The organism is Luteimonas chenhongjianii (assembly GCF_002327105.1).
Taxonomy (GTDB): Bacteria; Pseudomonadota; Gammaproteobacteria; order Xanthomonadales; family Xanthomonadaceae; genus Luteimonas; species Luteimonas chenhongjianii.
Genome location: NZ_CP023406.1, coordinates 2,257,446 through 2,282,193, shown reverse-complemented (window position 1 = coordinate 2,282,193; position 24,748 = coordinate 2,257,446). Strand labels below are relative to the sequence as shown.

19 protein-coding genes are annotated in these 24,748 nt (G+C 64.2%); 4 read left to right on the top strand and 15 right to left on the bottom strand.

Annotation, left to right across the window (positions count from 1 at the left end; translation table 11 throughout):
- Positions 1-688 precede the first annotated feature (688 nt).
- The 8 genes from CNR27_RS15310 to CNR27_RS10315 form a co-directional block, all read right to left on the bottom strand.
- Complete coding sequence (locus CNR27_RS15310; RefSeq protein WP_123831887.1) at positions 689-1,096, bottom strand: DUF4124 domain-containing protein; 408 nt, start codon at positions 1,094-1,096, stop codon at positions 689-691.
- A 337-nt stretch (positions 1,097-1,433) separates the two neighbouring features.
- Positions 1,434-1,673 (bottom strand): hypothetical protein, encoded by a 240-nt coding sequence (locus CNR27_RS15450; protein WP_123831888.1) that lies wholly within the window; start codon positions 1,671-1,673, stop codon positions 1,434-1,436.
- 392 nt (positions 1,674-2,065) lie between these two features.
- Entirely contained in the window at positions 2,066-2,371 is a 306-nt protein-coding gene (locus CNR27_RS10340) for a GNAT family N-acetyltransferase (RefSeq protein ID WP_096300552.1), read from the bottom strand.
- 170 nt (positions 2,372-2,541) lie between these two features.
- Positions 2,542-3,186: a hydrolase gene (locus CNR27_RS10335; protein ID WP_096298528.1), complete on the bottom strand. Its 645-nt coding sequence runs from the start codon at positions 3,184-3,186 to the stop codon at positions 2,542-2,544.
- A gap of 335 nt (positions 3,187-3,521) precedes the next feature.
- Positions 3,522-4,157, bottom strand: a complete 636-nt coding sequence (locus CNR27_RS10330; RefSeq protein ID WP_096298526.1) for a hydrolase — start codon at positions 4,155-4,157, stop codon at positions 3,522-3,524.
- Positions 4,158-4,345: 188 nt separating this feature from the next.
- Complete coding sequence (locus CNR27_RS10325; protein WP_096298524.1) at positions 4,346-5,821, bottom strand: aldehyde dehydrogenase family protein; 1,476 nt, start codon at positions 5,819-5,821, stop codon at positions 4,346-4,348.
- 26 nt (positions 5,822-5,847) lie between these two features.
- A complete protein-coding gene (locus CNR27_RS10320; RefSeq protein WP_096298522.1) occupies positions 5,848-6,927 on the bottom strand; it encodes an MBL fold metallo-hydrolase in 1,080 nt (359 codons plus the stop codon).
- A 44-nt stretch (positions 6,928-6,971) separates the two neighbouring features.
- On the bottom strand, positions 6,972-8,297 hold the full coding sequence (locus CNR27_RS10315; protein ID WP_245815601.1) for an NAD(P)-dependent alcohol dehydrogenase: 1,326 nt from the start codon (positions 8,295-8,297) through the stop codon (positions 6,972-6,974).
- On the opposite strand from CNR27_RS10315, the gene CNR27_RS10310 reads away from it, so the two are divergent.
- The gene (locus tag CNR27_RS10310) at positions 8,260-9,159 is read left to right on the top strand and encodes a LysR family transcriptional regulator (RefSeq protein WP_096300550.1); all 900 of its coding nucleotides are present in this window, start codon (positions 8,260-8,262) and stop codon (positions 9,157-9,159) included. The two genes, CNR27_RS10315 and CNR27_RS10310, sit on opposite strands and share 38 nt — an antisense overlap.
- Here CNR27_RS10310 and CNR27_RS10305 read toward each other — a convergent pair.
- On the bottom strand, positions 9,143-10,837 hold the full coding sequence (locus CNR27_RS10305; RefSeq protein WP_096298518.1) for an MFS transporter: 1,695 nt from the start codon (positions 10,835-10,837) through the stop codon (positions 9,143-9,145). The two genes, CNR27_RS10310 and CNR27_RS10305, sit on opposite strands and share 17 nt — an antisense overlap.
- 211 nt (positions 10,838-11,048) lie before the next feature.
- Here CNR27_RS10305 and CNR27_RS10300 point away from each other — a divergent pair, with 211 nt between their 5' ends.
- The 3 genes from CNR27_RS10300 to CNR27_RS15570 all read left to right on the top strand — a co-directional run bounded on the left by CNR27_RS10300 (position 11,049) and on the right by CNR27_RS15570 (position 13,977).
- Entirely contained in the window at positions 11,049-11,927 is an 879-nt protein-coding gene (locus CNR27_RS10300; protein WP_096298516.1) for a pirin family protein, read from the top strand.
- Between the two features lie 571 nt (positions 11,928-12,498).
- Positions 12,499-13,032 (top strand): nuclear transport factor 2 family protein, encoded by a 534-nt coding sequence (locus CNR27_RS10295; protein WP_199730853.1) that lies wholly within the window; start codon positions 12,499-12,501, stop codon positions 13,030-13,032.
- A 249-nt stretch (positions 13,033-13,281) separates the two neighbouring features.
- Positions 13,282-13,977, top strand: coding sequence for a nuclear transport factor 2 family protein (locus CNR27_RS15570; RefSeq protein ID WP_199730854.1), 696 nt, complete (start codon positions 13,282-13,284; stop codon positions 13,975-13,977).
- Positions 13,978-14,256: 279 nt separating this feature from the next.
- Here the strand turns inward: CNR27_RS15570 and CNR27_RS10285 are convergent, their stop codons facing one another.
- From CNR27_RS10285 to CNR27_RS10260, 6 genes are all read right to left on the bottom strand, one after another.
- Complete coding sequence (locus CNR27_RS10285; RefSeq protein WP_245815599.1) at positions 14,257-15,345, bottom strand: L,D-transpeptidase; 1,089 nt, start codon at positions 15,343-15,345, stop codon at positions 14,257-14,259.
- A gap of 264 nt (positions 15,346-15,609) precedes the next feature.
- Entirely contained in the window at positions 15,610-16,407 is a 798-nt protein-coding gene (locus CNR27_RS10280; RefSeq protein WP_096298513.1) for a spermine/spermidine synthase domain-containing protein, read from the bottom strand.
- A gap of 3 nt (positions 16,408-16,410) precedes the next feature.
- Entirely contained in the window at positions 16,411-17,316 is a 906-nt protein-coding gene (locus tag CNR27_RS10275) for a 5'-nucleotidase (RefSeq protein WP_096298511.1), read from the bottom strand.
- Positions 17,317-17,369: 53 nt separating this feature from the next.
- Positions 17,370-18,140: an NAD kinase gene (locus CNR27_RS10270; protein WP_096298509.1), complete on the bottom strand. Its 771-nt coding sequence runs from the start codon at positions 18,138-18,140 to the stop codon at positions 17,370-17,372.
- Positions 18,141-18,345: 205 nt separating this feature from the next.
- Positions 18,346-23,361, bottom strand: coding sequence for an NAD-glutamate dehydrogenase (locus CNR27_RS10265; RefSeq protein WP_096298507.1), 5,016 nt, complete (start codon positions 23,359-23,361; stop codon positions 18,346-18,348).
- A gap of 177 nt (positions 23,362-23,538) precedes the next feature.
- A complete protein-coding gene (locus tag CNR27_RS10260; RefSeq protein ID WP_096298505.1) occupies positions 23,539-24,687 on the bottom strand; it encodes an acyl-CoA dehydrogenase family protein in 1,149 nt (382 codons plus the stop codon).
- Positions 24,688-24,748 lie beyond the last annotated feature (61 nt).

Here is a 24,748-nt window from a genome sequence, read left to right as displayed (position 1 = left end):
CAGGGCGAAACACGTTCAAATTCAGATAGTTGTGATACTTCGGCCCTACACAGCCCGGAATCTTACATAATATACATTATGCGAAGTCATGGAGCGGGCCGCTAGGGTGCATCTCCAGCGTCGGTCGGTGCTCTGACCCCCAGGAATGCGCCTGGGCACCGCACTCTTCAATGCTCCGCGCACGCACTTAACGTGTACATCTTATGCACTAACGCATGTACATCGAAGTTCCCAACGCACAAAGGCGTAGACACATGTGCGACTTCCGTAGTTTTGGGTGTCCACCAATCCTTGGGATGAGTGATTCCGAAGTGTCGTAGCGGGCAGTAAGGCGGCTGGGAAGTTCCCTAAGCGCTTGTCCGCCGCGAGTGACAGAGAGCCTCTGCAGCTGCTTGAGAACAGCGCGTCGACACGAAGCGTTTCTTCCAACTACTACCCGGCACAACACGCCGGCTCTAGGACTGAGCCGCCACCTTCTTCGCGGCTACCTTCTTCTTTGCAGATTTGCCGCTCTTCGCCGCGGGCGATCTTTGTCGCCAAGCCGCCTCCAGCGTTGGTACATAGAGATTGAACTTGTCGTCCAACTGACGTGAGAATCTCGAGGCGCGCTCTTGCATCGAGCACGGGGTCGAGCGCTATCTGAGCCGACTGTTCGAACGTATTCTTCCGTGGCGCTATGCCCGCCCCCTTAGCGTCCCGGCCCGCGGGAGTGGTTGCAGTGTTCTGAGACGACGCTAGAGCCGGTGCGGAGGGAATCGATGTTGCGGTGGCCGTTGGTGGCAGTGCCATGACCGAAAACGGCTTTCGCTGCACCGCAGGCAGCATCTGACTTGATGCGGCCGGTGGCACTCATGGTTTGGCCATACGCAGGCGCGAGGGCATCTCGAGATCCACCAGCCGAAGGCACGAAGTTGCGGACAGCGCGCCCATCTACTTCGGCGTGTGTCGGCGTATAGACGCGATCAAGACGCTGGCCTTGCGGACAGGGTTCCGACTGGTAGGTGGCGGCACCCTGCCAGTTGACGCATTTGTGGACGTCCTGAGCGACGGCTGGTGTGCTGATCGCAGCAAGAGCCGCGACGATGAGTCCTTTCATGATCCGCTCCCCGCAACGGTGACGGAATCATACCCGCAGAGGTGCCCCCATCCATCGCGGCTCCCGAATGCTCCGGGCTGCATAGCAGCCGACGTCACGGGCTACATTCGCCGTAGGACGCGATTTCCAGCTTCCGGCCCCCTGCCCTGTACGTCGGCAGGCGGCCGAGCACGTCCCTGCAGTTCCTGGATCGGCGGCTTGTTGGGCCGGTCTGGTCGTTGACCGTCGAATGGACGAATCGGAATGCGAAGTTTTACCGCCGCCTTGGCGACACTCGTGATACTAAGCACAGCTCCTCGCGCGCCATCGAGCGATCGAGGAGGCCTGCACCGGCTGGCTAGTCGATGACAATCAAGGGTGCAATCTCGGGCGACAAAACCTGGTCGGTGTGGGGTTTCGGATCGTTCCGCGAGTAATGGAAGGTGCTCTTGGTGGTCAAATGGGAGTCATGTCGAGCCGACGAGTCCCAGGTCGAGCGCGAAGGCAGTGGCGACCGCATCGGCGGCCCGGCCAGTCGCGGATTCAGCGCGATGTGCTTGTACTCAATGAAGGCGTCGAGCGCGGCGTGGCCGTTCAACCTGTCAAGTCCAGACAGCTTGACCCACCCTACTCCGTACCGTCGTACACCTTCGCCCAACCGTTCACGAGGACCCTGCCCGGCTCCAGGGCATGGGCTACCCGCAGGGCGCGTTCGAGGTCGCGTGGGAAAATGCTGGCCGACAACCGCAGTCACTGTCGTTGGCGGGGCTGATCGTTCGTTCTCATCGCAGAAGCGCTGGATGGTGAGAACGGGACAAAAGGTCTTTTTCTGCACGATAACGAGGCTGTTGCTGGCGAGCTCGAGTACGATTGTGGGCACTGCTCAGCCACAGATCGTCTTGCAAGCCTGGGGCAGAAATACCCGCCGTCACTTCGTTTTTTCACACGACAAAGTCGTGGCAAGCATGATCGGTCGAGCGCATAACCGCCTCACTGCTGGATGACATCCACCCACTCCGGATGCTTCAGCGACTGCGCTCGCACGTAGGGGCAAAGCGGTATAACGCGATAACCCTTGGCTCGGGCGTCCGCAATCAGGGCCTCGACCAGTGCCAAGGCGGCGCCCGTGCCGCGGAGCGTATCGGGTGCGAAAGTGCGGTCTGCAATGACCAATACATCTGAAGTCTTCGAGATGGTCAGTTCGCCCTCTCCGTCGACACCAGTGATACGGGCGACAAAGCGACCCTTGTGGCCTTGATCCTCGTATGAAATCCGAACTGCAGGTTTCTCGCTCATTTCAGCCTCTGTGAACATGATGGACAAGATGAGTGCGCGCCCGAGCGGCACGCGCCACTGCGGGGCCGGCGCAGAGCGATGAATGGTTCGCTCATTCGCGCTTCTCCTTGCAGGCTGCTTGGTGGTAGGCGAAGTAGCGACCCTACCACCAGCAGATGTCAGACCTTCGCCTACTTCTTGGCTGATTCCTCGGCCGCCTTTTCGGCGTTGAAACCCCCGAAGTTCTCGAAGACACCCATGAAGCCCGGGACCGTCGCCTCACGCGACCAGTCGCGTTGCAGCTCACAGTACATCTGTACCCGGCTGATCAGCTTCACGCCCGCCTGCTCCATGCGACGCAGCGCCGCCTCATGCGCAGTCAGAGAAGTGCCGCCGACCGCATCGACAGGCACGTAGACCTCGTATCCTTCCTGGATTGCATCGAGCGCAGGAAAGATCAGGCATGCCTCGGTCCAAAGCGCGGTCATGATGAGCTTCCGGCGGCCAATCGCCTTGACCGCTTCCTTGAACCCCATGTCTTCCCAGCTGTTGATCGAGGTGCGGTCGTAGGTCGGCAGGTGCCCGAGCACCTCCAGCAGTTCTGGAATCGGCGGCTTGTTGCGCCCCGTCGCGATATTCACGGTCGAATGAATGATCGGAAGGTTGTAATTCACCGCCGCCTTGGCGGTGCTCACGATGTTGAACACCAGCTCGTCGCGCGGCATTGAGCGAATCGACGAGACCTGGACAGGTTGGTAGTCGATAATGATGAACGCGGAATTCTCAGGCGTCAGTAGTTGGTCTGTCTGGGGATTGCGAATCGCTTCACTCGTCATGATGTTCTCTGGTGTTGTAAGGGAGATAGGTTCTGCGCGGCAACAATCGCCTGCGGCGACGTGGACGGGCACCGGGATCGTGGTGTTTGCATGCTTGCTGCGAGTCGTGCTTCGACGGAGCGCAGCGCAGAGTTAAAGCTCTCGTTCTGGTCCGGCGGCTTGGCACCCTGACACTCACCGGCCTCTGGCCAGGCCCAGGCCTTCGCTGCCGCGCCGGACAGATGCGAGTCGTCGAGCGGGTCAAAGGCGCGCCGGCCGACAACATCGGGAAGGAGCATTTGAATCGAGGGCCCAGTAGAAAGCCTGCCGCAGACCAACGATCCTGGGCTGATCCTTCAGCGTGTGCCTTCCTTGAGGCCCTGAAGTTGCCATACCCAGCGCAATCCGTGACCACTTGCAGTGCCCATTTCTACGGCGAGGTTCACCACGTCTGTCGCGGTGCTCTCGTACTTCCAGTCGCGCTGCAATTCACTCAGATAAGCCAATGAGGTGATTGGCCGGGCGCCGGCCTGAATCATTCGCTGCACTGCGCGCTCATGCGCTTCCGGACTGCTGCCACCCGAGGCGTCGGTCACGATATAGACCTCGTACCCCGCAGCCAGGGAAGACAGGACCGGCATGGCCAAGCAGACTTCGGTCCAGAGACCGGCCATCACGAGCTTCTTCTTCCCCGTCGCCTCTACCCAATCAACAACACGTTGATCGTCCCACGAGTTCAATCCGGTTCGATCGATCGGTACCTGCTCGGGGTCGATCACCTGGATTTCCTTGATGAGCTCCTGACGTTCTGCGAATGCGGTCGTGAACAACGTCGGCACATCGAAGATCTTTGCCGTGCGAGCGGTGATCACTGCGTTCGAAACCACCTCTTCCACGGTATGGGATCGCACAGAAAGCAACTGAAGGTACTGATGATCAATCATGATCAGCGCGTGGTTGTCGGGCGTGAGCAAAGTGTCATCTTTTGACATAATGGAAATCCTTCTGAGTGTGTTACACGAGTGAGTGTCTCTTTCCCTTGACTTGGGAGAAGACTGAGGCCGCGTTGGCCCGATCCAGAGTTGGCTCGTGTTGCGACATGGGCAGCTATCAACCGGACGTAACGCCAACGAGATACTGCGCTCGCCGCCTTCAAGTGGGGGGTGATTGCAGCGCCATCTCAGCGCGGCGGCCACGTCGACGGTCCAGCCAAACCAGGCTTCAGCGCGATGTGCTTGTACTCGATGAAGTCATCAAGCGCGGCATGCCCGTTGAGCCTGCCCAGGCCCGATTGCTTGAACCCGCCCTCTTCCGTGCCGTCATATACCTTCGCCCAATCATTCACAAAGACGCTGCCAGCCTCCAGCGCCCCGGCGATGCGCAGGGCGCGGTCGATATCGCGAGTCCAGACGCTGGCTGACAACCCGTAATCGCTGTCATTGGCAAGCGCGACGGCTTCCGCTTCATTGCTGAAACGCTGGATGGTGAGAACCGGACCGAACGTTTCTTCCTGCACGATCGCCAGGCTGTTGTCGGTGACTTCGAGCATGGCGGGCTGGAAGAAAGCACCTTTTGCCAGCGGACCGCTGGTCAGCGGCCCGCCTCGGACAACCGCTGTCGCACCATGCACCAAGGCTTGCCTGACGACTTCGTCGACGCGTGAGACATTCGCCTTGTCGATCAGCGGCCCCATGTCGCTTGCCGGATCGGAGGCAGGTCCGACCCGCACGTTGCGCAGCCGGTCCGCAAGTCCATCGCGGACGACATCGTAGACCGCGTCTTGCACGAGAAGCCGGGAACCGGTCATGCAGAACTGGCCGGCGAAAACCGTCAGCGCCTTTTCGAGCACAGGCAGCATGGGCTGAATGTCAGCGTCATCGAACACGATCATGGGCGCCTTGCCGCCCAGCTCGAGTCCAAAACGCTTCATCCGGCGCGCGCCGACCGCCCCGATAAGCGCCCCGGTCTTCGTGCTTCCTGTGAAGCTGATCGTTGGCACATCCGCACTTTCCACCAACAGTGCGGCGCCCTCTGATCCGCTCTCCGCGAAGATGTTCATGACGCCGGCCGGGAGATCTGTCACGTCGGCGAAAATCTCTGCCAGCACGGCCGCAGTCTGCGCGACTTGGCCGGGCATCTTCACCACCACCGTGCATCCTGCCGCCAGGGCCGGCGCGAACGACCTGGTCCCCAGGATGACTGGCGAGTTCCAAGGCACGATCACGCCTGCCACACCCATGGGCTGGCGCAGGATGATTGAAAGGCACCCGGGTCGCGGCTGCGTGGCGCGTCCCGCCTCCGTGCGCGCCATCCCGGCCCAGTAGCGCAGCTTGCTGGGGCTCCCATCGACTTCGAGTGCAGCTTCGCCACGAACCTTGCCGTTCTCGAGCGAAAGGATGTCAATCAGCCGATCCCGGTTCCCCTCGATCGCCGCCGCCATCTGGTCGAGAACCCTGGCGCGGAGTTCGGTGTCGTGCGCCCAGCCCGTGCCGCGAAAAGCGCCGGATGCAGCCTTGATGGCGGCAGCTGCAGCTGCGCCGCCCTCATCGGCATAGTCTCCGATGGATTCATAGGTCGCTGGATTGATGGAGTTGCTGCGCTTCGACGAAGAGACGAAGCTGCCGTCGATCCAGTTATTGGCAGAGTAAGTGGCCATCAATGATTGATCCGGATCCTGTCAGCTCAGGCGAGGAACGGCGGTGGGTTCTCGCCGCGCAGCCGGTAGTTGGGCCGCGGCCGCTCAAGGCGGATCGACTCCATGACGGTATAGGCGTGATACTTGGTCTGCGTGGTCACACCCGCCAAACGCTCGGACCAGAGCTTGCCATTGCTGGTCTTCTTCTCGAGCACGTGCTTGGTCGCGTAGTTGACCATCGAGTTGATCCAGTTCTCACTTCCAACCCAGAAGCGGTCGAGACCTGGCTTCAGCAGGATATCGATGAGCCGGTCGGATCTCGAGTAGATATCGATGGCCGCCTGCGCACCTTCAAGAATGTCGGCGAAATACTCGATCGACTCCTTGACAAGTTCGGGCGTGCCGTACTTCATGTGATGACCGGCGACGAGGAAGTCGAAGTCATACTCCATGATCTGGTGCTGGGCCTCGTACCATGCGGTGATATTCTGCGAGGCATCGCAGTGCATGAAAGTCGCACTGCCAGGGCTGATGATGTCGATGCAGGTCAGCACCTTCTGGGCAGGTGCGTAGATGAAGATATTGCCGGGGCAATGGTTTTCACCCTTGTAGGACAGCTCCAGGGTCACGCCACCAACCGTCAGCACATGCTCCTTGTCGAAAGTCAGCGTCGGAAGCGGCCGGCCCGGATCCGGGAACCGCTCCAGCAGTTCTTTCGTGATTTCGTGCGCCACAATCTCGACGTCCGGTCCGTAGACCGAGGCGGCGCCGATATGGTCGGTGTGCCAATGGCTGTAGATCACATGCGTCACCGGCTTGTCGGTGACCTCCTCGATCGCAGCCAGCATGTTCTCGCCGAGCGTCGGTGGAGCATCAATCGCGATCACGCCTTCTTCCGTTACGACGAACGCCGCGTCATAGCCACCGCTGGTGACCCAGTAGAAACCGTCGCGAAGCTCTTCGCAGTGGTAGCCGAGCTTCTTGAAGCGCTCGCTCCAGAAATACGGTGGGTAATATTCCGGCGGGTCGAGGGGATGCTCGCCCGCTTCCGGAAAGCCGTAACGGTCGATTCCGAAAAACGCGGGGGTATCCGAAGCCGTGATCGGCTTCTGGTGGTTGTCGCACATGGTTGGTGTCCTGTTTCGTTGAAAGTGGAGTGGAGGCAGACCAATCAGTCAGCTGGAATATCGAAGCGCAGCACGGCCTTGATGACGCGGCCCGCAGCCACGTCATCGAACGCCTGGTTGATTTCAGAGAAGTCGTAGAAGGTGATGAGCCGGTCGAACGGGAAACGACCGCTGCGATAGAGCCCGATCAATTCGGGAATCATCAGCGCCGACACGGCATCGCCCTGGATAATGCCCTGCAGCGTCTGCCCGACTGACAGGCGCGACACGTCGACAGTCGCCCCCGAGTGGGCGTTGAACGCAACGAAGCCGAAATGACCCAGCGGCGCGAGGGCGCCAACGCCCGCATCAAGGTTCGCCGCACGTCCGCTGGTATCCAGTACGAATTCGACGCCCCGCTGTTCGATCTGTCGGATCGCTGCGGACACGTCCACTCCACCCGCTGCGTTGACGGCGTGGGTCGCACCAAGCTCCTTCGCAAGCTCCAGCCTTGGCTCATTCACGTCGATGGCGATGATGGTGGCGGCATCAGCCACCTTGGCGGCCATGATCGCGGCAAGACCGACCGCACCGACGCCGAAGATAGCGACAGTGGCGCCGACCGGAACCTTCATCGCCGTCAATATCGCTCCGGCCCCGGTCTGCAAGCCGCAGCCGAGCGGTCCGAGGATTTCCAATGGAATGTCGCTTGGCACCTTGATGGTGTTGCGCTGGTGGGCAAGCGCGTAGGTGGCGAACGAGGATTGGCCGAAGAAATGGGCATGGAGGTCGCCCGCGTCTTGCGCACTCACACCGATGGAGCCATCCAGCCTGGCACCTGCGAAGTTGGCTTCCCAGACCTTGTCGCAATAGGCGGGATGAGCGGACAGACAGGGCTTGCACTGCCCGCATGAATGGTAGGAAAGCAGGACGTGGTCGCCGGGCTTCAGGTGAGTCACCGTTGATCCGACGCGCTCAACGATGCCCGCGCCCTCGTGGCCCAGAATTGCCGGCAATGGAGCCGCCAACAACTGCTGGCGGACATGCGCGTCGGTCGCGCAGATGCCTGTTGCAACCATCCGGACCAGCACCTCGTCCGGCCGGGGATCATCAATGGTGACATCGCGCATGACGAAGGGGGTGTCCTTTTGTTCGATCACAGCTGCTCGCGCTGGAGTGTTCACGGATGCACACTCCTGGCAGACAGGGGAATTCTTGACTTTCTCGAGTGGGTCATCGGCGTTTCCATCGGAAGTGACCAGGGTCTGCAGGCTGCGCTTGCTCGACCTTTCGCTCAGGTTATTGATTCTGTAGTGTCGCGCTACCCACAAAATCCGGAAGTTGGAGTTGCTGATGTCGGACCGCCTGCCCGTTGACTTGGTGGATGTCATTGCGTTCGTTGAGGTGGTCGAGACAGGAGGCATTGCGAACGCTGCCGCACGCCTTGGCATTGCCAAATCCATCGTCAGCCGTCGCGTCAGTCGCCTGGAGGCCGTCCTCGGCGCTCAATTGCTGACCCGAACGCCGAGAGGTACGACGCCAACCGATATTGGCCGTGAGTACCATGCACGCGCTGGCGCCGGCCTTGCGGAACTGGAGTCGGCGCAGGAGGTCGTCAACAAGTTGACGACTGACGTTTCCGGCCAGCTCCGCATCCAGGTTCAAACCGCGTTCGGCGAGTTTGTTCTTGCGCCGCTGCTCGCCGAGTTTGCGCTGCTCCATCCGCGCGTCCAGTTCGACATTCGCTTCGAGGATCGTCTGGCCGACATGACCGCCGAAGCCTATGACCTCTCGATCTGGGTGGGTGCTGTCTCGGACCAGACGCTCATCACGCGCAAACTCGCCAGGGTTGATTGGGTAGTCGTCGCCAGCCCGGGCTATCTGGATGCACGAGGACGGCCGGACACCCCCTCCGAAATGGCCTCGCACGACGCCCTGCTACATGCCATGGATACTGGTCATTGGCGTTTCCGAGGCGTGGGGGGCTGGGAGCATGTGCGCATGAACTCCCGCTTCCGCACCAGTAACGGACAAATGCTCCTGGCCGCCGCACGTGCGGATCTGGGCATGACCGTCGTTCCGAAGTTCATGGTTGAGGATTTGCTGAGGCGAGGTGAGCTGGAAGCGGTGCTGCCTGCCCATCCACACGAAGGCGCCGATCTGCATATCTTCATGCCGGCTGCCCGATCCCGTATCGCCAGGGTGCGTGCGCTGGTGGACTTCTTGTACGAGAGGATCACCCCGGAGGTCTGAGCAGATCGACTGCGCTTGGGGCCGGCTGGTGCCAAGCTGCCACGACCAGTGCAACCCCAAGCAATGCAAGGGCGGCAAACGCGACTGCCGAAGCGCTACTGGGGCGAGGTGGTCGCCAGTGGCTGTTGATCGACTGGGCAATGGGCGTGGCGACCGGCCCGGGTTGAGAAGTCGGGCCACCGGCGCGTTCGTTCCCGAGTTCTGCCAGCCTCCGCCGTATCCGTAGAATGAGCAGGACCGCGAGATAGATCGTCGTGAATCCCGCGATGACGGCTACCAGGCGCGACGTGTCCATCATTGCGTCCAGTGTGGTTCCGCCCACCGCCCGGCTCCAGTCATGGTGGCTCCCCAGCAGCGCTGGACCCGCGAGCGCGCCAAGCGCGTTGACGATCCCGAACAGGACGATGAAGCTGATCAGCTCCCGGCTGCCGTGCTGCAGTGCGTTGGTGATGCCCAGGAGTAACGCGGGTCCTAGAAAGAACGTCCCCGCAAACGCGATGGCAGCCTGAGTCAGGTAGAAGCGCTGCAGATGATGCTGGCCGTCCGACACGCTGTCGACCAGCGCGGCAAGGGCGATGATTCCTACGGACAGCATCATCGGCCTTGCAAGCCTCTCGGCATTCACTGTGAGGGTGCTAACGAGAACCCCAGCGACGGCTCCGCCCAACATGGCCATCGATAGCATGGCGAGTTGCTGGGCCGTACCACCCAGTTCCCCCATTACGCCGATCGCGAATGCCTGCTCTGCCAATACAATCCGCGCCATGAATATCGCGACAGCGAAGCGCGCGACGTCCCCACGCCCGAGCCAACGAAGGTTCAAAAGGGGTGTCTGGCGGCACGTCTCGATCGCGCCTGCTACCACCAACGCCGGTATGGCGATGAAAAGCGACGCGACGATCCACGGCGCCTGACACCACCCCTCCCATCGGCCCAGGCCCAGCACAGCAGCAATCAGTGCCAGGCCGCTGCCCATCAGAACGAACGTCAACAGGTCGAGCGGCTGGAGAACGCGAACCCGCTCTGCCGGCGGCAGGCGCAGCATCCCCAATGCCGCAAGTGAAAGCAGAGCGAGTCCCGCCTCGAGCAGAAACAGTGAGCGCCATCCGTGGCTGGCCAGTAAGGCTGGCGAAAGGACGTGCGCCAAAGGTATCGCGCATTGCGTCACTCCGATGCCAAGCACCAGACCCCGCAAACGCCATCTTGCAGGGAAAGCCTGCATCATGTTGAAGAGACAAAGCGGTATCAGTGCTACCGCAACGAAACCGCTGATCGCGCGCACCAGCAGCGTTGTCTCATAGCCCGGCGCGAACACGAGTATCAGGGCGAGAACGGCATGCAGGGTCAGGAATGTCAGGGCGAAGCGGCGCAGGCCGTATTGCTGGCGAACCTTGATCAACAGCAGGTTGGCCGACACAGCGCTCATCACATAACTGGTCGATAGCCACGCCACTTGATGTGTGCTCAGGTCCAGCATTTGTTGTAGTTGGAGCGTGTTGACGCTCACCAGCGCGCTGCTTAAACCCGCAGTTATCCCAACCAGCACTGCGACGAACGCATAGGCCAGTCGAGTCGCTGGCCCATGTGTCGGCGTTGCAGGGGATCCGGGTACGGGAGAGCGCTCATGCTCGGGAAACTCCACGACCTCCTCCGCCAGAAGGTCTCGGAATCTGCGCATCGGGCGACGCGCACGCTGGCTGTCGAGGTGATCTTGCACCACGCAACAATAGACCGCTGACCGCCAGTCCTTGGGTTGCGCTTTGAGCAATGCTGGGTTCTCGAACCCGTGTCTAGATGAAAGTCGGACGGATCCGGATTATTGGCCGCGCTACGGAGGCGACGTCAACCCACGACAGGAACCGCCTTACACCAGGAGAAGGACTTGGCCAATGCTTGAGAGATCGATTGATCGTGTCACCAGAACACCCGCGCTCGGTCCCGGCTTCGGTGGCGACAGGCATAAGGCCGCCCTGGTCATTGCACCTGGCGATCTGCGCGCGACCGATCCTTTCTTTCTCATGGCCGATGACAACATCACGCTCGGTGGAAGTTTCGGGGAGTCGCACCCCCATGCCGGGCTCGAGACCGTCACCTTCATGCTCAACGGCACGATGGAGGATACCGGGGGGCGTCTGGAGGAAGGCGATGTCGAATGGATGACGGCCGGCAGTGGCATCGTCCATTCCGAGAATGCGACGGTCTCCTCCGGGATGCGTCTCCTGCAGCTTTGGGTGATCCTCCCTGAAGCGCATCGCAACATGTCACCACGCGTGCAGATCCTGCGCCGCGCAGAGATGCCGGTGCATGCGGAGCCTGGGGTCTTGGCGACGGTGTACAGCGGCAAGTCGGGAGAAGCGACGGCGCCTACGGTGAACGCCGCTCCGATAACCTTGGTGGACATCCGGCTGGAGCCGCGGGCCAGTTTCGCATCCCATCTACCAGCCTCCCAGAACGCGTTTGTCGTGGTAATCGACGGCGAGGTGGAGGCTGGCGCCACAGGCGAGAGACTCGCCCAAGATACGGTTGGCTGGTCTGCCTCCATTGGCGGAGGCGAGAGTCTGCTCATGTTGCGGGCGGGAGATAGTGGCGCTCGTCTGCTGCTTTACGCCGGCCAGCCGCAGAACATTCCTGTGGTTGCGAAGGGTCCGTTCATCGCCGGCTCCCACGAGGAACTGGCCCGATACTATTCCGAATATCGGGCGGGAAAGTTCCCCCGCGCCGGCACGATGCGGCCTGTCCCCTCTGCCGACAGCCGCGCGTCCGACTGAAGGACGCCGGTCGCCGCGGGTAATCGATGGCCAGTAGGCCGTCCGAGACGAGACGCATGGATCGTGGGGATTGGTCTCCGGGCCGGCGTTCATGCCCGCCGGCAGCGAAGCAGGCTGGATCGGTGGGACGTCAAAGCAGGTCCAGGCAGAGCATCGCCGCCCTCCCCTTGCGCGGAATCGCCGGTGCCCGCCGATCGCCTGCCAAAGGGCGCCAGCTGCACCCTCGGCGATGTCGACCGAGGGACGCGAGAGCACTTCGATGTCTGCTGTGACGTTGCTGCACGAGCGACACAGCACCACAGGAAACGGCGCTACCCCATCCCGCCTTTGGATGAGAGGCTTCTGAAATCTTCTTCTTTCCGTAGCTCGACGGGATGCGTCTTATCAGGAGCGACCCGGAATATCCGCCGGCTGCATCTGGCTGCCACCCGCGACGCAAAGCGTGAGAACCAGCCTTCCAGATCGGCAGCGCACCGTTGGCGCCAATACACAACGTTCGGCGGCGCGGGGCAATGCCGTCAAACCGACATCCAGCGAGCAATCGCTCTGTAAACCTCGAGGGGAAAATGCAATGACACACGACGTCTATACGAGGACTGCGAAAATCACCGACGCCCAGGCTCCGAGTGTGGCCACGCCCGCCGGCTCCGACAGCCCGCTCGCGCTGCTGCAGGCCGTCCTGCGGAATCCAGCCGATCTCGACCACGTGCGGCGGCTTACGAGCGACGACTTCATCTACGTTTCGCTCAACTACGACAATCCGGAACTGAAGCGGATCATGCCCTGGGCTGGTACCACTGCTGGTGCTGAGGGGCTGGTCCAGACCTTCAAGGATGTATTCACTGCATGGTCGGCAGAGGCGTTCGAAACGCAGGACAGCTTCGAGAATGCCGATGGCGCCGCCATCTTCGGCTACTTCACCTACCGCTCCAACACGCTCGGAAAGACGGTCACTTCACCACTGTCGATCCTGGCGCGGTCCAAAGGCGGCAAGCTCAGCTTCGTACAGTTCATGGAAGACACGTTCGCAACTGTACGCAGCTTCCGCGAAAGCGGCACATACCGGATCAAAGCCAATCCCGAGGGTCCGGAGCTCGACGTCTGAGTAATGTTTTCAGATGGATGGGCTGCGCACGTCGGCCGCTCAACGTCGTGGGTGCCGTGACATCGGCCGACCCCATGTGGGCGTAGACCAGTTCGAATCGGCGGATTTCCAGCGACTGCGCGAACCTCGCGCTCCGCTCCACTGTCGGCTGCATCCTCATCCGCACACGGTGCAACACACCCCCCTGTCTCCCATCAACCACCGGAAGAAACGACGATGGCACTGGAGCGATTCCCTGTCGGGACGGAAATGGAAGTTTCCTATCCCGAGTTCAAGGTCAGCCTGCGTTTGCTGTCGACAACGCAGCTGGCGTTCGAGATCACGGAAGGACCGTTTGCACGGGCCGAGGTCGTGGACATCCACGTCGTACCGCTGGGGAACGGCCTGTTCGCCGTCAGCTGGCAGGAGCAGGACGGCGCCACGGTGGCCCAGGTCCAGGACTACGATCGGCAGGTCGTGTACTCATGCGCGACCCTGCCCGATGGTCGTCTGCTACGGATGACCGGGTCGATCGCGATCAACGCGCCTTCCGCCGTCGCCCAGGATCACCGCCCCCGACGCAACAAGGCCCTGGTGCTCGAGGCGATGACCCGCCTGTTCCAGCAGCGTGATGCGCCCGCTGTCGGGCAGCTCTACGCGCGGGATTACATGCAGCACAACCCGGAAATCGCCCAGGGGCGCGATGCGCTGCAGGAACTCGTGGCGGGGCTGTCCGACGCTGTCCACTACGAGCCGGGCCTGGTCGTCGCCGAAGGCGACCTGGTCGCCATCCATGGGCGTATCCGCGGCTGGGCGGCGACGCCACGGGTGGTCGTGGACCTGTTCCGGATCAAGAACGGCAGGCTCGCCGAGCACTGGGACGTGCTGCAGCAGGAGATCCCGGTGGCAGCGGCGCGGGCCGGTATTGCGATGTTCGACAAGGATGAGGGCGCGCGTCTGCGCTGACGCCATGGTGGCTGGAGCGAGCGGCGGGACAGGGCACGGTTGAGATGATCATCGAGCACCGGCGCCGCAGCCCCGCTAGCGCCATTGAGTTCGGCCGCGTGCTGCCGTTTGCGCCAGTCCACCATGCGGGCCCGGACATCGTGTTCGAAGACATCGGCTCCCTGGACATTGCGGCCGGCGTCACTCGCAGGGCGGGGTTCTGTTCCCGGCCACCTGCCCGTTCTCCACGCAGATGATGCTTCGGCCCCAGACAGCGATCCGATGGGCGCGATGCGACGTTCACAGATCCGGCGGATCCGCGTTGATCAGTTGCAGGCTCGGCCCGGTGCTCTCTGCAAGCAGATGCAGATCGGTCAGCAACAGCACCACACCCGGCTGCAGCAGCGGAAGCACCTGAGCCGTGAACTGCGGCGGCAGGCTGACGCGCTTCACCTGGTCAGCGGGCAGAATCTCGCCTGCCTCGCGCTCGTGTCCGGGGATTCCGATCCGGCGCCAGGTCGGCAGCCCTCCGGGATCAGTGCTCGCGACCTGGTAGGCATGGGTGCCCGCCGGCGGCGCCCCATCCCGGAACTCGACCTGGGCGCGCCCGATCTCGATGCCGTTGCGCAGCACGACCAGGCGCCGATCGATGGTGCTCAGGACCATGGACAACGGGCCCTGGGGCGACTTCTCCGGCTCCCACCGGTATTGGGTCCCGGGTCCGAGTGGCGGCATCACGGCCAGCGCCCCCGTGGCAGGATCGATCGGACTGGTCACGAGCGGATGGACCAGGTCCGACGGCGAAGCCCGGTCCTTGGCGATGACCACCACCATGCCGAGGTGGCTGGACTCGAACAGCAGGCGTGCGAACTCCGTGGGCAGATGGATGCAGCCGTGCGATTCGGGATAGCCGGGCAAGCCGCCCGCATGCAATGCCACGCCCTCCCATGTCAGCCGCTGCTGGTAAGGCATGGGTGCATTGTTGTACACGTTGGAGCGGTGGTCCTTGTCCTTCTGCAGGATGGTGAACACGCCGGTGGGCGTCGCGTACCCGGGCTTGCCGCTGCTGATCGACGACACCCCGATGAGGAGCCCGTTGCGATACACGTAGGCGCGCTGTTCGGTGAGGCTGACCACGACCGCCATCGGCCCCATGTCCTTCGCATCCCCGCCCCACACCCATTCGCCCGGGCGCAATGCGGCAGGTGGCGTGCCTGCGGGGCTGGACTTCGCCGCCCCCCAGTGCGGCACCGCCATCGCTGGGCCGGACAACAAAAACAAGAGCAGCAGGCCAGGCAGGATCCGGGACATCGCGCACTCCGCTCCGAGGTGGGCTTCCAACGAGGTCGCGTTCCGGCCTTCTGGACGGGGACGCGGCGCCTTCGGCACTCTACCGCGGGCGCATGTGACCGCCACGCAATGTCCAAGCGGCGCGGCGCTTCATGGCGGAAGTTCCGCGGCCTGCGCCGCGATCGAGCCCCGGACGGGCCTGGGTCTCGACGGGAAGACTGCGCGACCCAGGGCGTCCTGATGAATCCGGGCCCCTGGAACTGCAGGGGCGACGGATTGGCCATCTGGCCGCTGCGGTGCACACACGACTGCGGTGCACCCACGACCACTGGCCGGCAAGCACCACGCGCGCCGGGAAGACGGCTACCGCCCGATCAGCGTGCGCTGCCGCACGATGCGCACCGCCATGCGGTGGAACACCTCGGGCAACAACGAGCGGATCGTCAGCGGAACGCGCTCGGTCAGCCCCTGCGCGTCTAGCGCCGGCAGCGGCCCGCGCCAAGCGAACGCAACCCGGTTGCTCATCTTGGGCTCGTCGAACACCAGTACGCGGTCTTCGCCGAAGGCTCGGCGCAGCTTGGCGACATGGGTCTCGGGATCGCGCACGTACAGGTTGCAGGCCATCACCCCGGTGCCGGTCAGCGCGTCGCGGCAGGCGTCATAGAACGCCTGCGTGGACAGTTCGGCGGGAATGCCCTGCGCGTCGTAGCCGTCCACCAGCAGAATGTCGAAGCTGTCGGGGCGTGCCTCGAGGAAGCGGAACCCGTCGTCGACGACGACCGCCAACCGCTCGTCATCTTCGGGGATGCCGAATTCGCCGCGCAGCGCGACCACGTGCGGATTGTTCTCGACCGCGACGATGCGTGTATCGGGAAGGTGCCGGTAGGCGAATTTCGCCTGCGAGCCGCCGCCCAGCCCCACCAGGCCCAGCACCGCGGGTGCGGGCTGCCACAGCAGCGTCCCGAACATGGTGCGGGTGTAGTCGATCAACAGGCGATCGGCATCGCCATCGACCATGCGGCTCTGGGTCTGTCGACGCACGAACTGCAGCGAGACCAGCCCGTCATGGCGCCTGACATAGGGCTTGCGCGGCTCTGCCGCCCTGCCCCGCAAGCGGTCGAGCCAGCGGCCGATCCAGCTGCGCGCGTCCTTGTCCGCCATGGCTCAGCGATTCGACCAGCCGTGCGGCACATGTCCGGCGGCAACGTGCGGACGCGCCGAATCGATGTTGTGCTGCGAGTCGTCGAAGAAGATGTCCGCACCGAATGCGTCGAGAAACGGTCCCTTCGGCCGTCCGCCGAGGAACAGCGCTTCATCAAGGCGCACACCCCAGGCCCGCAACGTACGGATCACCCGCTCGTGCGCCGGGGCCGAACGTGCGGTCACGAGCGCGGTGCGGATCGGCGCGTCCTTGCCGGGCGGATATGCCGCCTGCAGGTCGTGGAGCGCGGCGAGGAAACCGCGGAACGGGCCGCCGGTCATCTCTTCGCGTGCGCGCTCGCGCTCGTGTTTGTGGAAGGCCTCGATGCCGCCTTCCTGCGAGACACGCTCGCCTTCGTCGCCGAAAATCACCGCATCGCCATCGAAGGCGATGCGCAGCTGGTCGGAGCGGTGCGCCGCCGCGCGCGCGGGGATGATCGTGGCCGCGGCGATGCCGTGCTCCAAAGCGCGGCGCACCGAATCCGGATTCGCCGACAGGAACAGCTGGGTGCCGAAGGGCTTGATGTAGGGCCAGACCGGCTCGCCCGAGGTGAACGTGGCGCGGCTGATCGTCAGCCCGTGGTGCTGGATCGAGTTGAAGATGCGCAGGCCCGTGTCGGCCGAGTTGCGCGACAGCAGGATCACCTCGACATGCGGCGCTTCTGCGGCGGCGTCCACGTTCAGGGCGAGCAGCTTGCGCACCAGCGGGAACGCGATGCCCGGCTCGAGGATGTCGTCCTCGTGGGCGCGCTGGTGCTCGGCGTAGGCGTCGATGCCTTCGGCCTCGAACAGCGCGTGGCTGTCCTCAAGATCGAACAGGGCGCGCGAGGAAATCGCGACGGTCAGGGTTGGAACGGACAGGTCGGGCATATGCGAATTATGCGCGATGGGAGCGCTGCGCCGTGATCGGCGAGGCCTGACGTTCAGACCACGAACTGCTCGCTGAGGATGCGCTCTTCGAGATTGTGTTCCGGGTCGAACAGCAGGGTGACCGTGCGTTCGCGGGATTCGTGGATGGTCACTTCGACGACATCGCGCACTTCATGCGAGTCCGCCGTCACGCTGACCGGGCGCTTGTAGGGATCGAGCACGCGGAAGCGCACCCGTGTCTCGGCGCGCAGGATCGCGCCACGCCAGCGCCGCGGCCGGAACGGCGCGATCGGGGTCAGTGCGACCACGCCGGCACCCAGCGGCAGGATCGGGCCATGCGCGGAGAAGTTGTAGGCGGTACTGCCGGCGGCGGTGGAAAGGATCACCCCGTCGGCGACCAGTTCCTCGAGCCGGGTGGTGCCGTTGAGATCGATGCGCAGGTGCGCGGCCTGGCGCGTCTGGCGCAGCAGTGACACCTCGTTGTAGGCCAGCGAAGTGACCGTCGAGCCGGCCTCGGTTTCGGCCTGCATCTCCAGCGGGCGCAGCACCGCCGGCTCCGCGCGCGCGATCCGCGCGAGCAGATCGTCCTCGCGATGCTGGTTCATCAGGAAACCGACCGTGCCCAGCTTCATGCCGTAGACCGGCTTGCCGAGATGCCCGTATCGATGCAGCGTCTGCAGCATGAAGCCGTCGCCGCCGAGCGGCACCAGCACGTCGGCTGCCTCCGGTTCGCACTGGCCGTGCAGCGCCGTCAGCGTGGCGAGCGCGCTCTGGGCGACGTCGGTCTGGCTGGCAACGAAAGCGATACGGGGCGTTGCGGTCATCGGCGGGCCGGTGCTTGAACGTCGGCGCGCAGCTTAGCGCAGCTGTCGTCCGGGCGCGTTCCCCACGGCAATCTCGCGTACGCGGCGACCACAACGAAGAAGGCCCTCGCGAGCGAGGGCCTTCGATGATTTCCGGAAGCGGAGCGGTTCCGCTTGGAGATCCGCCGACGGCGGAAGGCGCAGCAGCGCGCCTTCCGCCCACCGGTCAGCTGCGCTGCACCAGCTGCGAAACGCGCTGCACCGCCACCGACGCGGTCGGATAGTCGAGCGACTTCTGCGCCGCCAGCTCGCCAAGCATGGCGAGGGTGAACCGCAGCGCGGAATCGTCGCGATCCAGCCATGCCTGCACCTTGGCTTCCGGCGTGGCCCCGGGCATCGACAGCACCTGCGAAACGAGCGCGCGGTGCTGCTGGCCGAGTTCCTCGCGCAGCACGCCGCGGGCAACCGCGTGCCAGCGGCCGTCGACCTCCAGCGCGTCGATCTGCGCCGTCAGCCAGGGCAGGTTGAGCGCCTCGCCAAGGCGGAAGTGCAGACGGGCGACCTCGACCGGCTTCTGCTTGCGCTCGCTCGCGACCTCGATGATGTCCCAGGCCGCCTCCAGGTACGGAAGCGCTGCCAGCTCCACGGCGAGATCGCCGGGTACGCCCTTCTCGCGCCACGCCTGCAGGCTCGCGTCATGCTCGGCGCGCTGGCCTTCGGCAATGATCTGGCTGCCGTCGCGGATCGCGTGGAATCCGTCGTGATAGCGCTTGACCGCGGTGGTGATGTCCGGGATCGCGCCCGGGCGCGCCAGCAGCCAGCGGGTGAACGCACGCTGCAGGTTCCAGATCACTTCCAGTGCGTCGACCTGCACCGATTCCGGCACCAGGCTGTCGAGCGCGTCGATCTTGCCCCACAGCGTCCGCGCCTCGATCGTCTCGCGGGTGATCGTGAACGCCTTGGCGATCTCGCCCGGCGAGCGGCCGCTGTCTTCCTGCATGCGCATCAGGAACGTCGCGCCCATGCGGTTGATCATGGTGTTGGTCACCGCGGTCGCGATGATCTCGCGCTTGAGCCGGTGGCCTTCCATCACGTCCGCGTACTTCTTCTGCAACGGCATCGGGAAGTAGCGCTGCAACTCGCGCGACAGGTAGGGATCTTCCGGGATGTCGGAATCGAGCATCTGGTCGAAGGCGACGAGCTTGGAGTACGACAGGAGCACCGCCAGTTCGGGGCGCGTCAGGCCCATGCCCTTGGCCTTGCGCTCGGACATCTCCGCATCCGACGGCAGGTATTCGATCTGCCGGTCGAGCAGACCCTGCGCTTCCAGGGTGCGGATGAAGTGGCGCTTGGAGCCCAGGCGGGAGACGCTCATCCGCTCCATCAGGCTCAGCGCCTGGTTCTGGCGGTAGTTGTCCCACAGCACCAGGCCGGCAACCTCGTCGGTCATCGAGGCCAGCAGCTTGTTGCGGGCGGGTACCGTCAGCTTCTTCGACTGCACCACCGCATTGAGCAGGATCTTGATGTTGACCTCGTGGTCGGACGTGTCCACGCCCGCCGAGTTGTCGATGAAGTCGGTATTGAGCAGCACGCCGTGCATCGCAGCTTCGATCCGGCCGAGCTGGGTCATGCCCAGGTTGCCGCCCTCGCCCACTACCTTGCAGCGCAGGTCACGGCCGTCCACGCGCAGCGCATTGTTGGCGCGATCGCCGACATCGGCGTGCTGCTCGCTGGATGCCTTGACGTAGGTACCGATGCCGCCGTTCCACAGCAGGTCGACCGGCGCACGCAGGATTGCCGACATCAGCTCGTTCGGGCTGAGTGCCTCGACCTCGCTGCCGATGCCCAGCACCTCGCGCGCCTGCGGCGACAGCGGGATCGACTTGGCCGTACGTGGCCATACCCCGCCGCCCTTGGCGATCAACGCCTTGTCGTAGTCCTCCCAGCTCGAACGCGGCAGCGCGAACAGCCGCTGCCGCTCGGCGAACGAACGCGCCGCGTCAGGATCCGGGTCAATGAAGATGTGCCGGTGATCGAACGCAGCGACCAGGCGGATGTGTTGCGACAACAGCATGCCGTTGCCGAACACGTCGCCGGACATGTCGCCGATGCCCACGCAGGTGAAGTCCTCGGTCTGCGAATTGCGGCCCATCGCGCGGAAGTGGCGCTTGACCGATTCCCAGGCGCCGCGTGCGGTAATGCCCATGCCCTTGTGGTCGTAGCCGACCGAACCGCCCGAGGCGAACGCGTCGTCGAGCCAGAAGCCGTGCTCGCGGGCGATGCCGTTGGCGATGTCGGAGAACGTCGCGGTGCCCTTGTCGGCTGCGACCACCAGGTAGGGGTCGTTGTCGTCATGACGGACGACGTCGCGCGGCGGCACGATCTTGCCGTCGACGATGTTGTCGGTGATCTGCAGCAGGCCGTTGATGAACATCTTGTAGCAGGCCACGCCTTCGGCGAACTGCGCGTCGCGATCGCCGCCGACCGGCGGCCGCTTGACGATGAAGCCGCCCTTCGAACCCACCGGCACGATGACGGTGTTCTTGACCATCTGCGCCTTGACCAGGCCCAGCACTTCGGTGCGGAAGTCCTCGCGGCGATCCGACCAGCGCAGGCCGCCACGTGCGACCGGGCCGAAGCGCAGGTGTACGCCTTCCACGCGCGGCCCATAGACGAAGATCTCGCGGTAGGGACGCGGCTTGGGCAGTTCCGGCACGCGCGCCGAATCGAACTTGAAGCTGATCGTCTCGAGCAGGCCGCCGTCGCGGCTGCGCTGGTAGTAGCTCGTGCGCAGGGTCGCATCGATGACGCCCAGGTAGCTGCGCAGGATGCGATCCTCGTCGAGGCTGGACACACGGTCCAGCAGCCCCTTGAGTGCGGCGCGGGCAGCTTCGTACTGGGTCGCACGGTCGTTGCCGCGGGCGTCGATCAGCGGACGCAGGATCGCCAGGGTCGCGTCGTCGCCCTTGGAGAGCGCCTGCAGCTGCGCGGTGAAGCCCTCAACGCCGGCGGCGATCTGCTCGCCGCTTTCCTGGCCGGTGGCCGGGTCGAAGCGTGCCTCGAACACCTCGACCAGCAGCCGCGCCAGCAGCGGATAACGGTTGAGCGTGTCCTCGACATAGGCCTGCGAGAACGGCACGCCGACCTGCTGCAGATACTTGCTGTAGCCGCGCAGCATCGCGACCTGGCGCCAGTCCAGGTCGGCGCCCAGGACCAGGCGGTTGAAGCCGTCGTTCTCGGCGTCGCCACTCCAGACCCGGTCGAAGGCTTCGGTGAAAGCCTGCGCGCGCGCTTCGACATCGATGTCGCCGGCGATCGCCTCGACATAGAAGTCCTGCAGGAACAGCGCGGCGCCATCGAGTTCGATCCGGGTCGGATGCTCGGCGATCACCCGCAGACCCAGGTTCTCCATCACCGGCAACACGTCCGACAGCGGAATATGCGCATCGCGCCGATAGAGCTTGAAGTGCAGCACCGACTCGGCGCTGGTCGGTAGCGGGTGGGTGTAGAAGCTCAGCTGCAGCGCGTCCGATACGGCGGTCGCGGCGAGCTTTTCGACATCGGTCGCCGCTGCCGCAGGCGACGCGAACTCGATGTACGCCGGCGTCAGCGCCCGGCCGATGCGGTTCGACAGGCGCAGGCCTTCGGCTTCGCCATGACGGCGCACCAGCTCGTCGCGCAGATCGTCCTGCCAGTTGCGCACGATTCCCTGCAGCGCCTGCTCGAGCGCAGCCTGGTCGATGTCGGTGGCGACGCCCGAACGCGGGCGCACGATCAGGTGTACCTGCGCCAGTGGCGATTCGCCCAGCACCACGCTGGCGTCGACGTGGTCGGCCTGCAGCACATCGCGCAGCAGCTGCTCGATGCGGTGGCGCACGTCGGTGTTGAAGCGGTCGCGCGGGATGTAGGCCAGGACCGAGTAGAAGCGACCGTAACGGTCCTTGCGCAGGAACAGGCGGCTGCGCACGCGCTCCTGCAGGCCGAGGATGCCCGTGCCCAGGCGATACAGCTCCTCGGGCGTCGACTGGAACAGCTCGTCGCGTGGCAGCGTCTCGAGCAGGTGCCGCAGCGCCTTGCCGCTGTGGCCGGTCGGCTTGAGCCCCGACGCGTTCATGACGTGCTCGAAGCGTTCGCGCACCAGCGGGATGTCCCAGGGCCGGCGCGTGTAGGCGCTCGAGGTGTAGAGGCCGACGAAGCGCTGTTCGCCGGTCACATTGCCATTGGCGTCGTAGCGCAGGACGCCGATGTAGTCCATGTAGCCCGGACGGTGGACGGTCGATCGCGCACTGGTCTTGGTGAGGATCAGGGCGTCGATCAGGCCTTCGCGGCGCAGCGCGTCCGCGCCCAGCTCGCTGAGCGGTCGCGACTTCACCGCGCCCGGCGTACGCAGCAGGCCCAGTCCGCTGCCCTCGACGGGCTCGAGGCGCGCGTCGCCACCCTTGCGGCGCACCTTGTACTCGCGGTAGCCGAAGAAGGTGAAATGGTCATTGGCAGCCCAGCGCAGGAATTCCTGCGCCTCGGCGCGGTTGGCATCCGCCACCGGAATGGAACGCGCAGGCAGATCGCCGGCGACCTCGAGCATCCGCTCGCGCATCTGCGGCCAGTCGGCAACGATCACGCGCACGTCGTCGAGCACCCGTCGCACCAGCGCTTCGATGCGCTTGTTGTCTTCCGGCGTCTGCCGGTCGATCTCCAGATGCATCACCGATTCGACTTCGCCCTCGCCCACCGCGGTCAGGCGGCCGCCGCGGTCGCGCTTGATCGACACCACCGGGTGGCCGAGCACATGGACACCGATGCCCTGCTCGGCCAACGTCATCGTCACCGAGTCGACCAGGAACGGCATGTCGTCATTGACGATCTGCAGGACCGTATGCGGCGACTCCCAGCCGTGGGTCTGCATCGCCGGGTTGAACAGGCGCACGTTCGCGGCGCCAGGCTTGCGCTTGCTCGCGAAGGCGTAGAGATCGGCCGCCAGGGCCGCCCAGCCGTCGGCGCTGTGCAGGGCCACCTCTTCTTCGGTCATGCGCCGGTAGAAGGCCTGGGCGAATGCGCTGGCGTCCTTGTGCGCATCCTTGCCGGCGAGGCGGCGCACGGCATCGAAGATCGGATCGAGCAGGCCGCTGCCGGCGCGACGCGAGGCAGTGTCGGCCTTCTTTCCGGCGGTTGCGGATTTTTTCGGGGTCGCAGCCTTGGCGGTGGCCTTGGAAGCGGCGTCAGCTGTCTTGCGGGATGAGGTCATGACGACAAACGGTCCGATGCAATGAGGCCCGCGTTCTCACGCGGGCCAACGGGAAAGGAAATGCACGCAGACGCGGCCGCACGGGCGGCCGGGTCGGGAACGGATGCCGCCGCGCGCCCGAAGGGGCGACGCGGACGGCGGATACGCACGGAACTGACACGGAACAACAACATGGGATCAGCGCAGGCCCGTCTCGTTGCGGGCGATGACCAGCCGCTGGATCTCGCTGGTACCTTCATAGATCTCGGTGATCTTGGCGTCGCGGAAATAGCGCTCGATCGGCATCTCCTTCGAATAGCCCATGCCGCCATGGATCTGCAGCGCCTGGTGGGTGATCCACATGGCCGCTTCGGATGCGGTGAGCTTGGCGATCGCCGCCTCGTTGCTGAAGCGCTTGCCCTGGCCCTTGAGCCAGGCTGCGCGCAGCGTCAGCAGCAGGGCCGCGTCGAGCTTGCACTTCATGTCGGCGATCTTGGCCTGGGTCATCTGGAATGCGCCGATCGGCTGGCCGAAGGCCTTGCGCTCCTTGACGTAGGCGATCGTCGCCTCGTACGCGGCACGGGCGATACCGATGGCCTGGGAGGCGATGCCGATGCGGCCGGCATCGAGCACGCCCATCGCGATCTTGAAGCCCTGGCCTTCTTCGCCGAGCACGTCGGACGCCTGGGCGACGTAGTTCTCGAACTCGATCTCGCAGGTCGCCGAGGCGCGGATGCCGAGCTTGGGCTCGGTCTTGCCGCGGAGAAAGCCCTCGCGGGTGCCATCGACGAGGAAGGCGGTGATGCCGCGTGCGCCCTTGTCCGGATCGGTCATCGCGAAGAGGACGAAATACTTGGCGACGGGCCCGGAGGTGATCCAGCTCTTCTTGCCGTTGATGACATAACTGCCATCGGCCTGCTTGACCGCGCGGCACTTCATCGCCGTCGCATCGGAGCCCGACTGGGGCTCCGTCAGCGCGAACGCGCCGATCTCGCGACCCTCGGCGATCGCGCGGACATAGGTCTGCTTCTGCTCCTCGGTGCCGTGAGTGAGGATGCCGTTGCAGAACAGGGAGTTGTTGACCGACATGATCGTCGAGTGCGCGGCATCGGCGGCGGCAACCTCGATCATCGCCAGAACGTAGGAGATCGGATCCATGCCCGCGCCGCCGTAGGCGTCGGACACTTCGATGCCCATCAGCCCGTTCTCGCCCAGCACGCGCATGTTCTCGATCGGGAACTCACCCGTGCGGTCGTGGTGTTCGGCGCTGGGCGCGATCTTCTCCTGTGCGATCCGGCGCGCGATGTCCTGGATCATCAACTGCTCTTCGCTGAAACCGAACTCCACGGATACAACTCCTGGTCGAAAACAATCCGCAGATTGTAGCCGTCCCGCCGGGGGAACACCC

Coding starts and splice junctions, on each gene's coding strand:
- CNR27_RS15310 (WP_123831887.1), bottom strand. CDS start 1,096: ATGAAAGGACTCATCGTCGCGGCTCTTGCTGCGATCAGCACACCAGCC.
- CNR27_RS10340 (WP_096300552.1), bottom strand. CDS start 2,371: ATGAGCGAGAAACCTGCAGTTCGGATTTCATACGAGGATCAAGGCCAC.
- CNR27_RS10335 (WP_096298528.1), bottom strand. CDS start 3,186: ATGACGAGTGAAGCGATTCGCAATCCCCAGACAGACCAACTACTGACG.
- CNR27_RS10330 (WP_096298526.1), bottom strand. CDS start 4,157: ATGTCAAAAGATGACACTTTGCTCACGCCCGACAACCACGCGCTGATC.
- CNR27_RS10325 (WP_096298524.1), bottom strand. CDS start 5,821: ATGGCCACTTACTCTGCCAATAACTGGATCGACGGCAGCTTCGTCTCT.
- CNR27_RS10320 (WP_096298522.1), bottom strand. CDS start 6,927: ATGTGCGACAACCACCAGAAGCCGATCACGGCTTCGGATACCCCCGCG.
- CNR27_RS10310 (WP_096300550.1), top strand. CDS start 8,260: ATGTCGGACCGCCTGCCCGTTGACTTGGTGGATGTCATTGCGTTCGTT.
- CNR27_RS10315 (WP_245815601.1), bottom strand. CDS start 8,297: ATGACATCCACCAAGTCAACGGGCAGGCGGTCCGACATCAGCAACTCC.
- CNR27_RS10305 (WP_096298518.1), bottom strand. CDS start 10,837: ATGCGCAGATTCCGAGACCTTCTGGCGGAGGAGGTCGTGGAGTTTCCC.
- CNR27_RS10300 (WP_096298516.1), top strand. CDS start 11,049: ATGCTTGAGAGATCGATTGATCGTGTCACCAGAACACCCGCGCTCGGT.
- CNR27_RS10295 (WP_199730853.1), top strand. CDS start 12,499: ATGACACACGACGTCTATACGAGGACTGCGAAAATCACCGACGCCCAG.
- CNR27_RS15570 (WP_199730854.1), top strand. CDS start 13,282: ATGGAAGTTTCCTATCCCGAGTTCAAGGTCAGCCTGCGTTTGCTGTCG.
- CNR27_RS10280 (WP_096298513.1), bottom strand. CDS start 16,407: ATGGCGGACAAGGACGCGCGCAGCTGGATCGGCCGCTGGCTCGACCGC.
- CNR27_RS10275 (WP_096298511.1), bottom strand. CDS start 17,316: ATGCCCGACCTGTCCGTTCCAACCCTGACCGTCGCGATTTCCTCGCGC.
- CNR27_RS10270 (WP_096298509.1), bottom strand. CDS start 18,140: ATGACCGCAACGCCCCGTATCGCTTTCGTTGCCAGCCAGACCGACGTC.
- CNR27_RS10265 (WP_096298507.1), bottom strand. CDS start 23,361: ATGACCTCATCCCGCAAGACAGCTGACGCCGCTTCCAAGGCCACCGCC.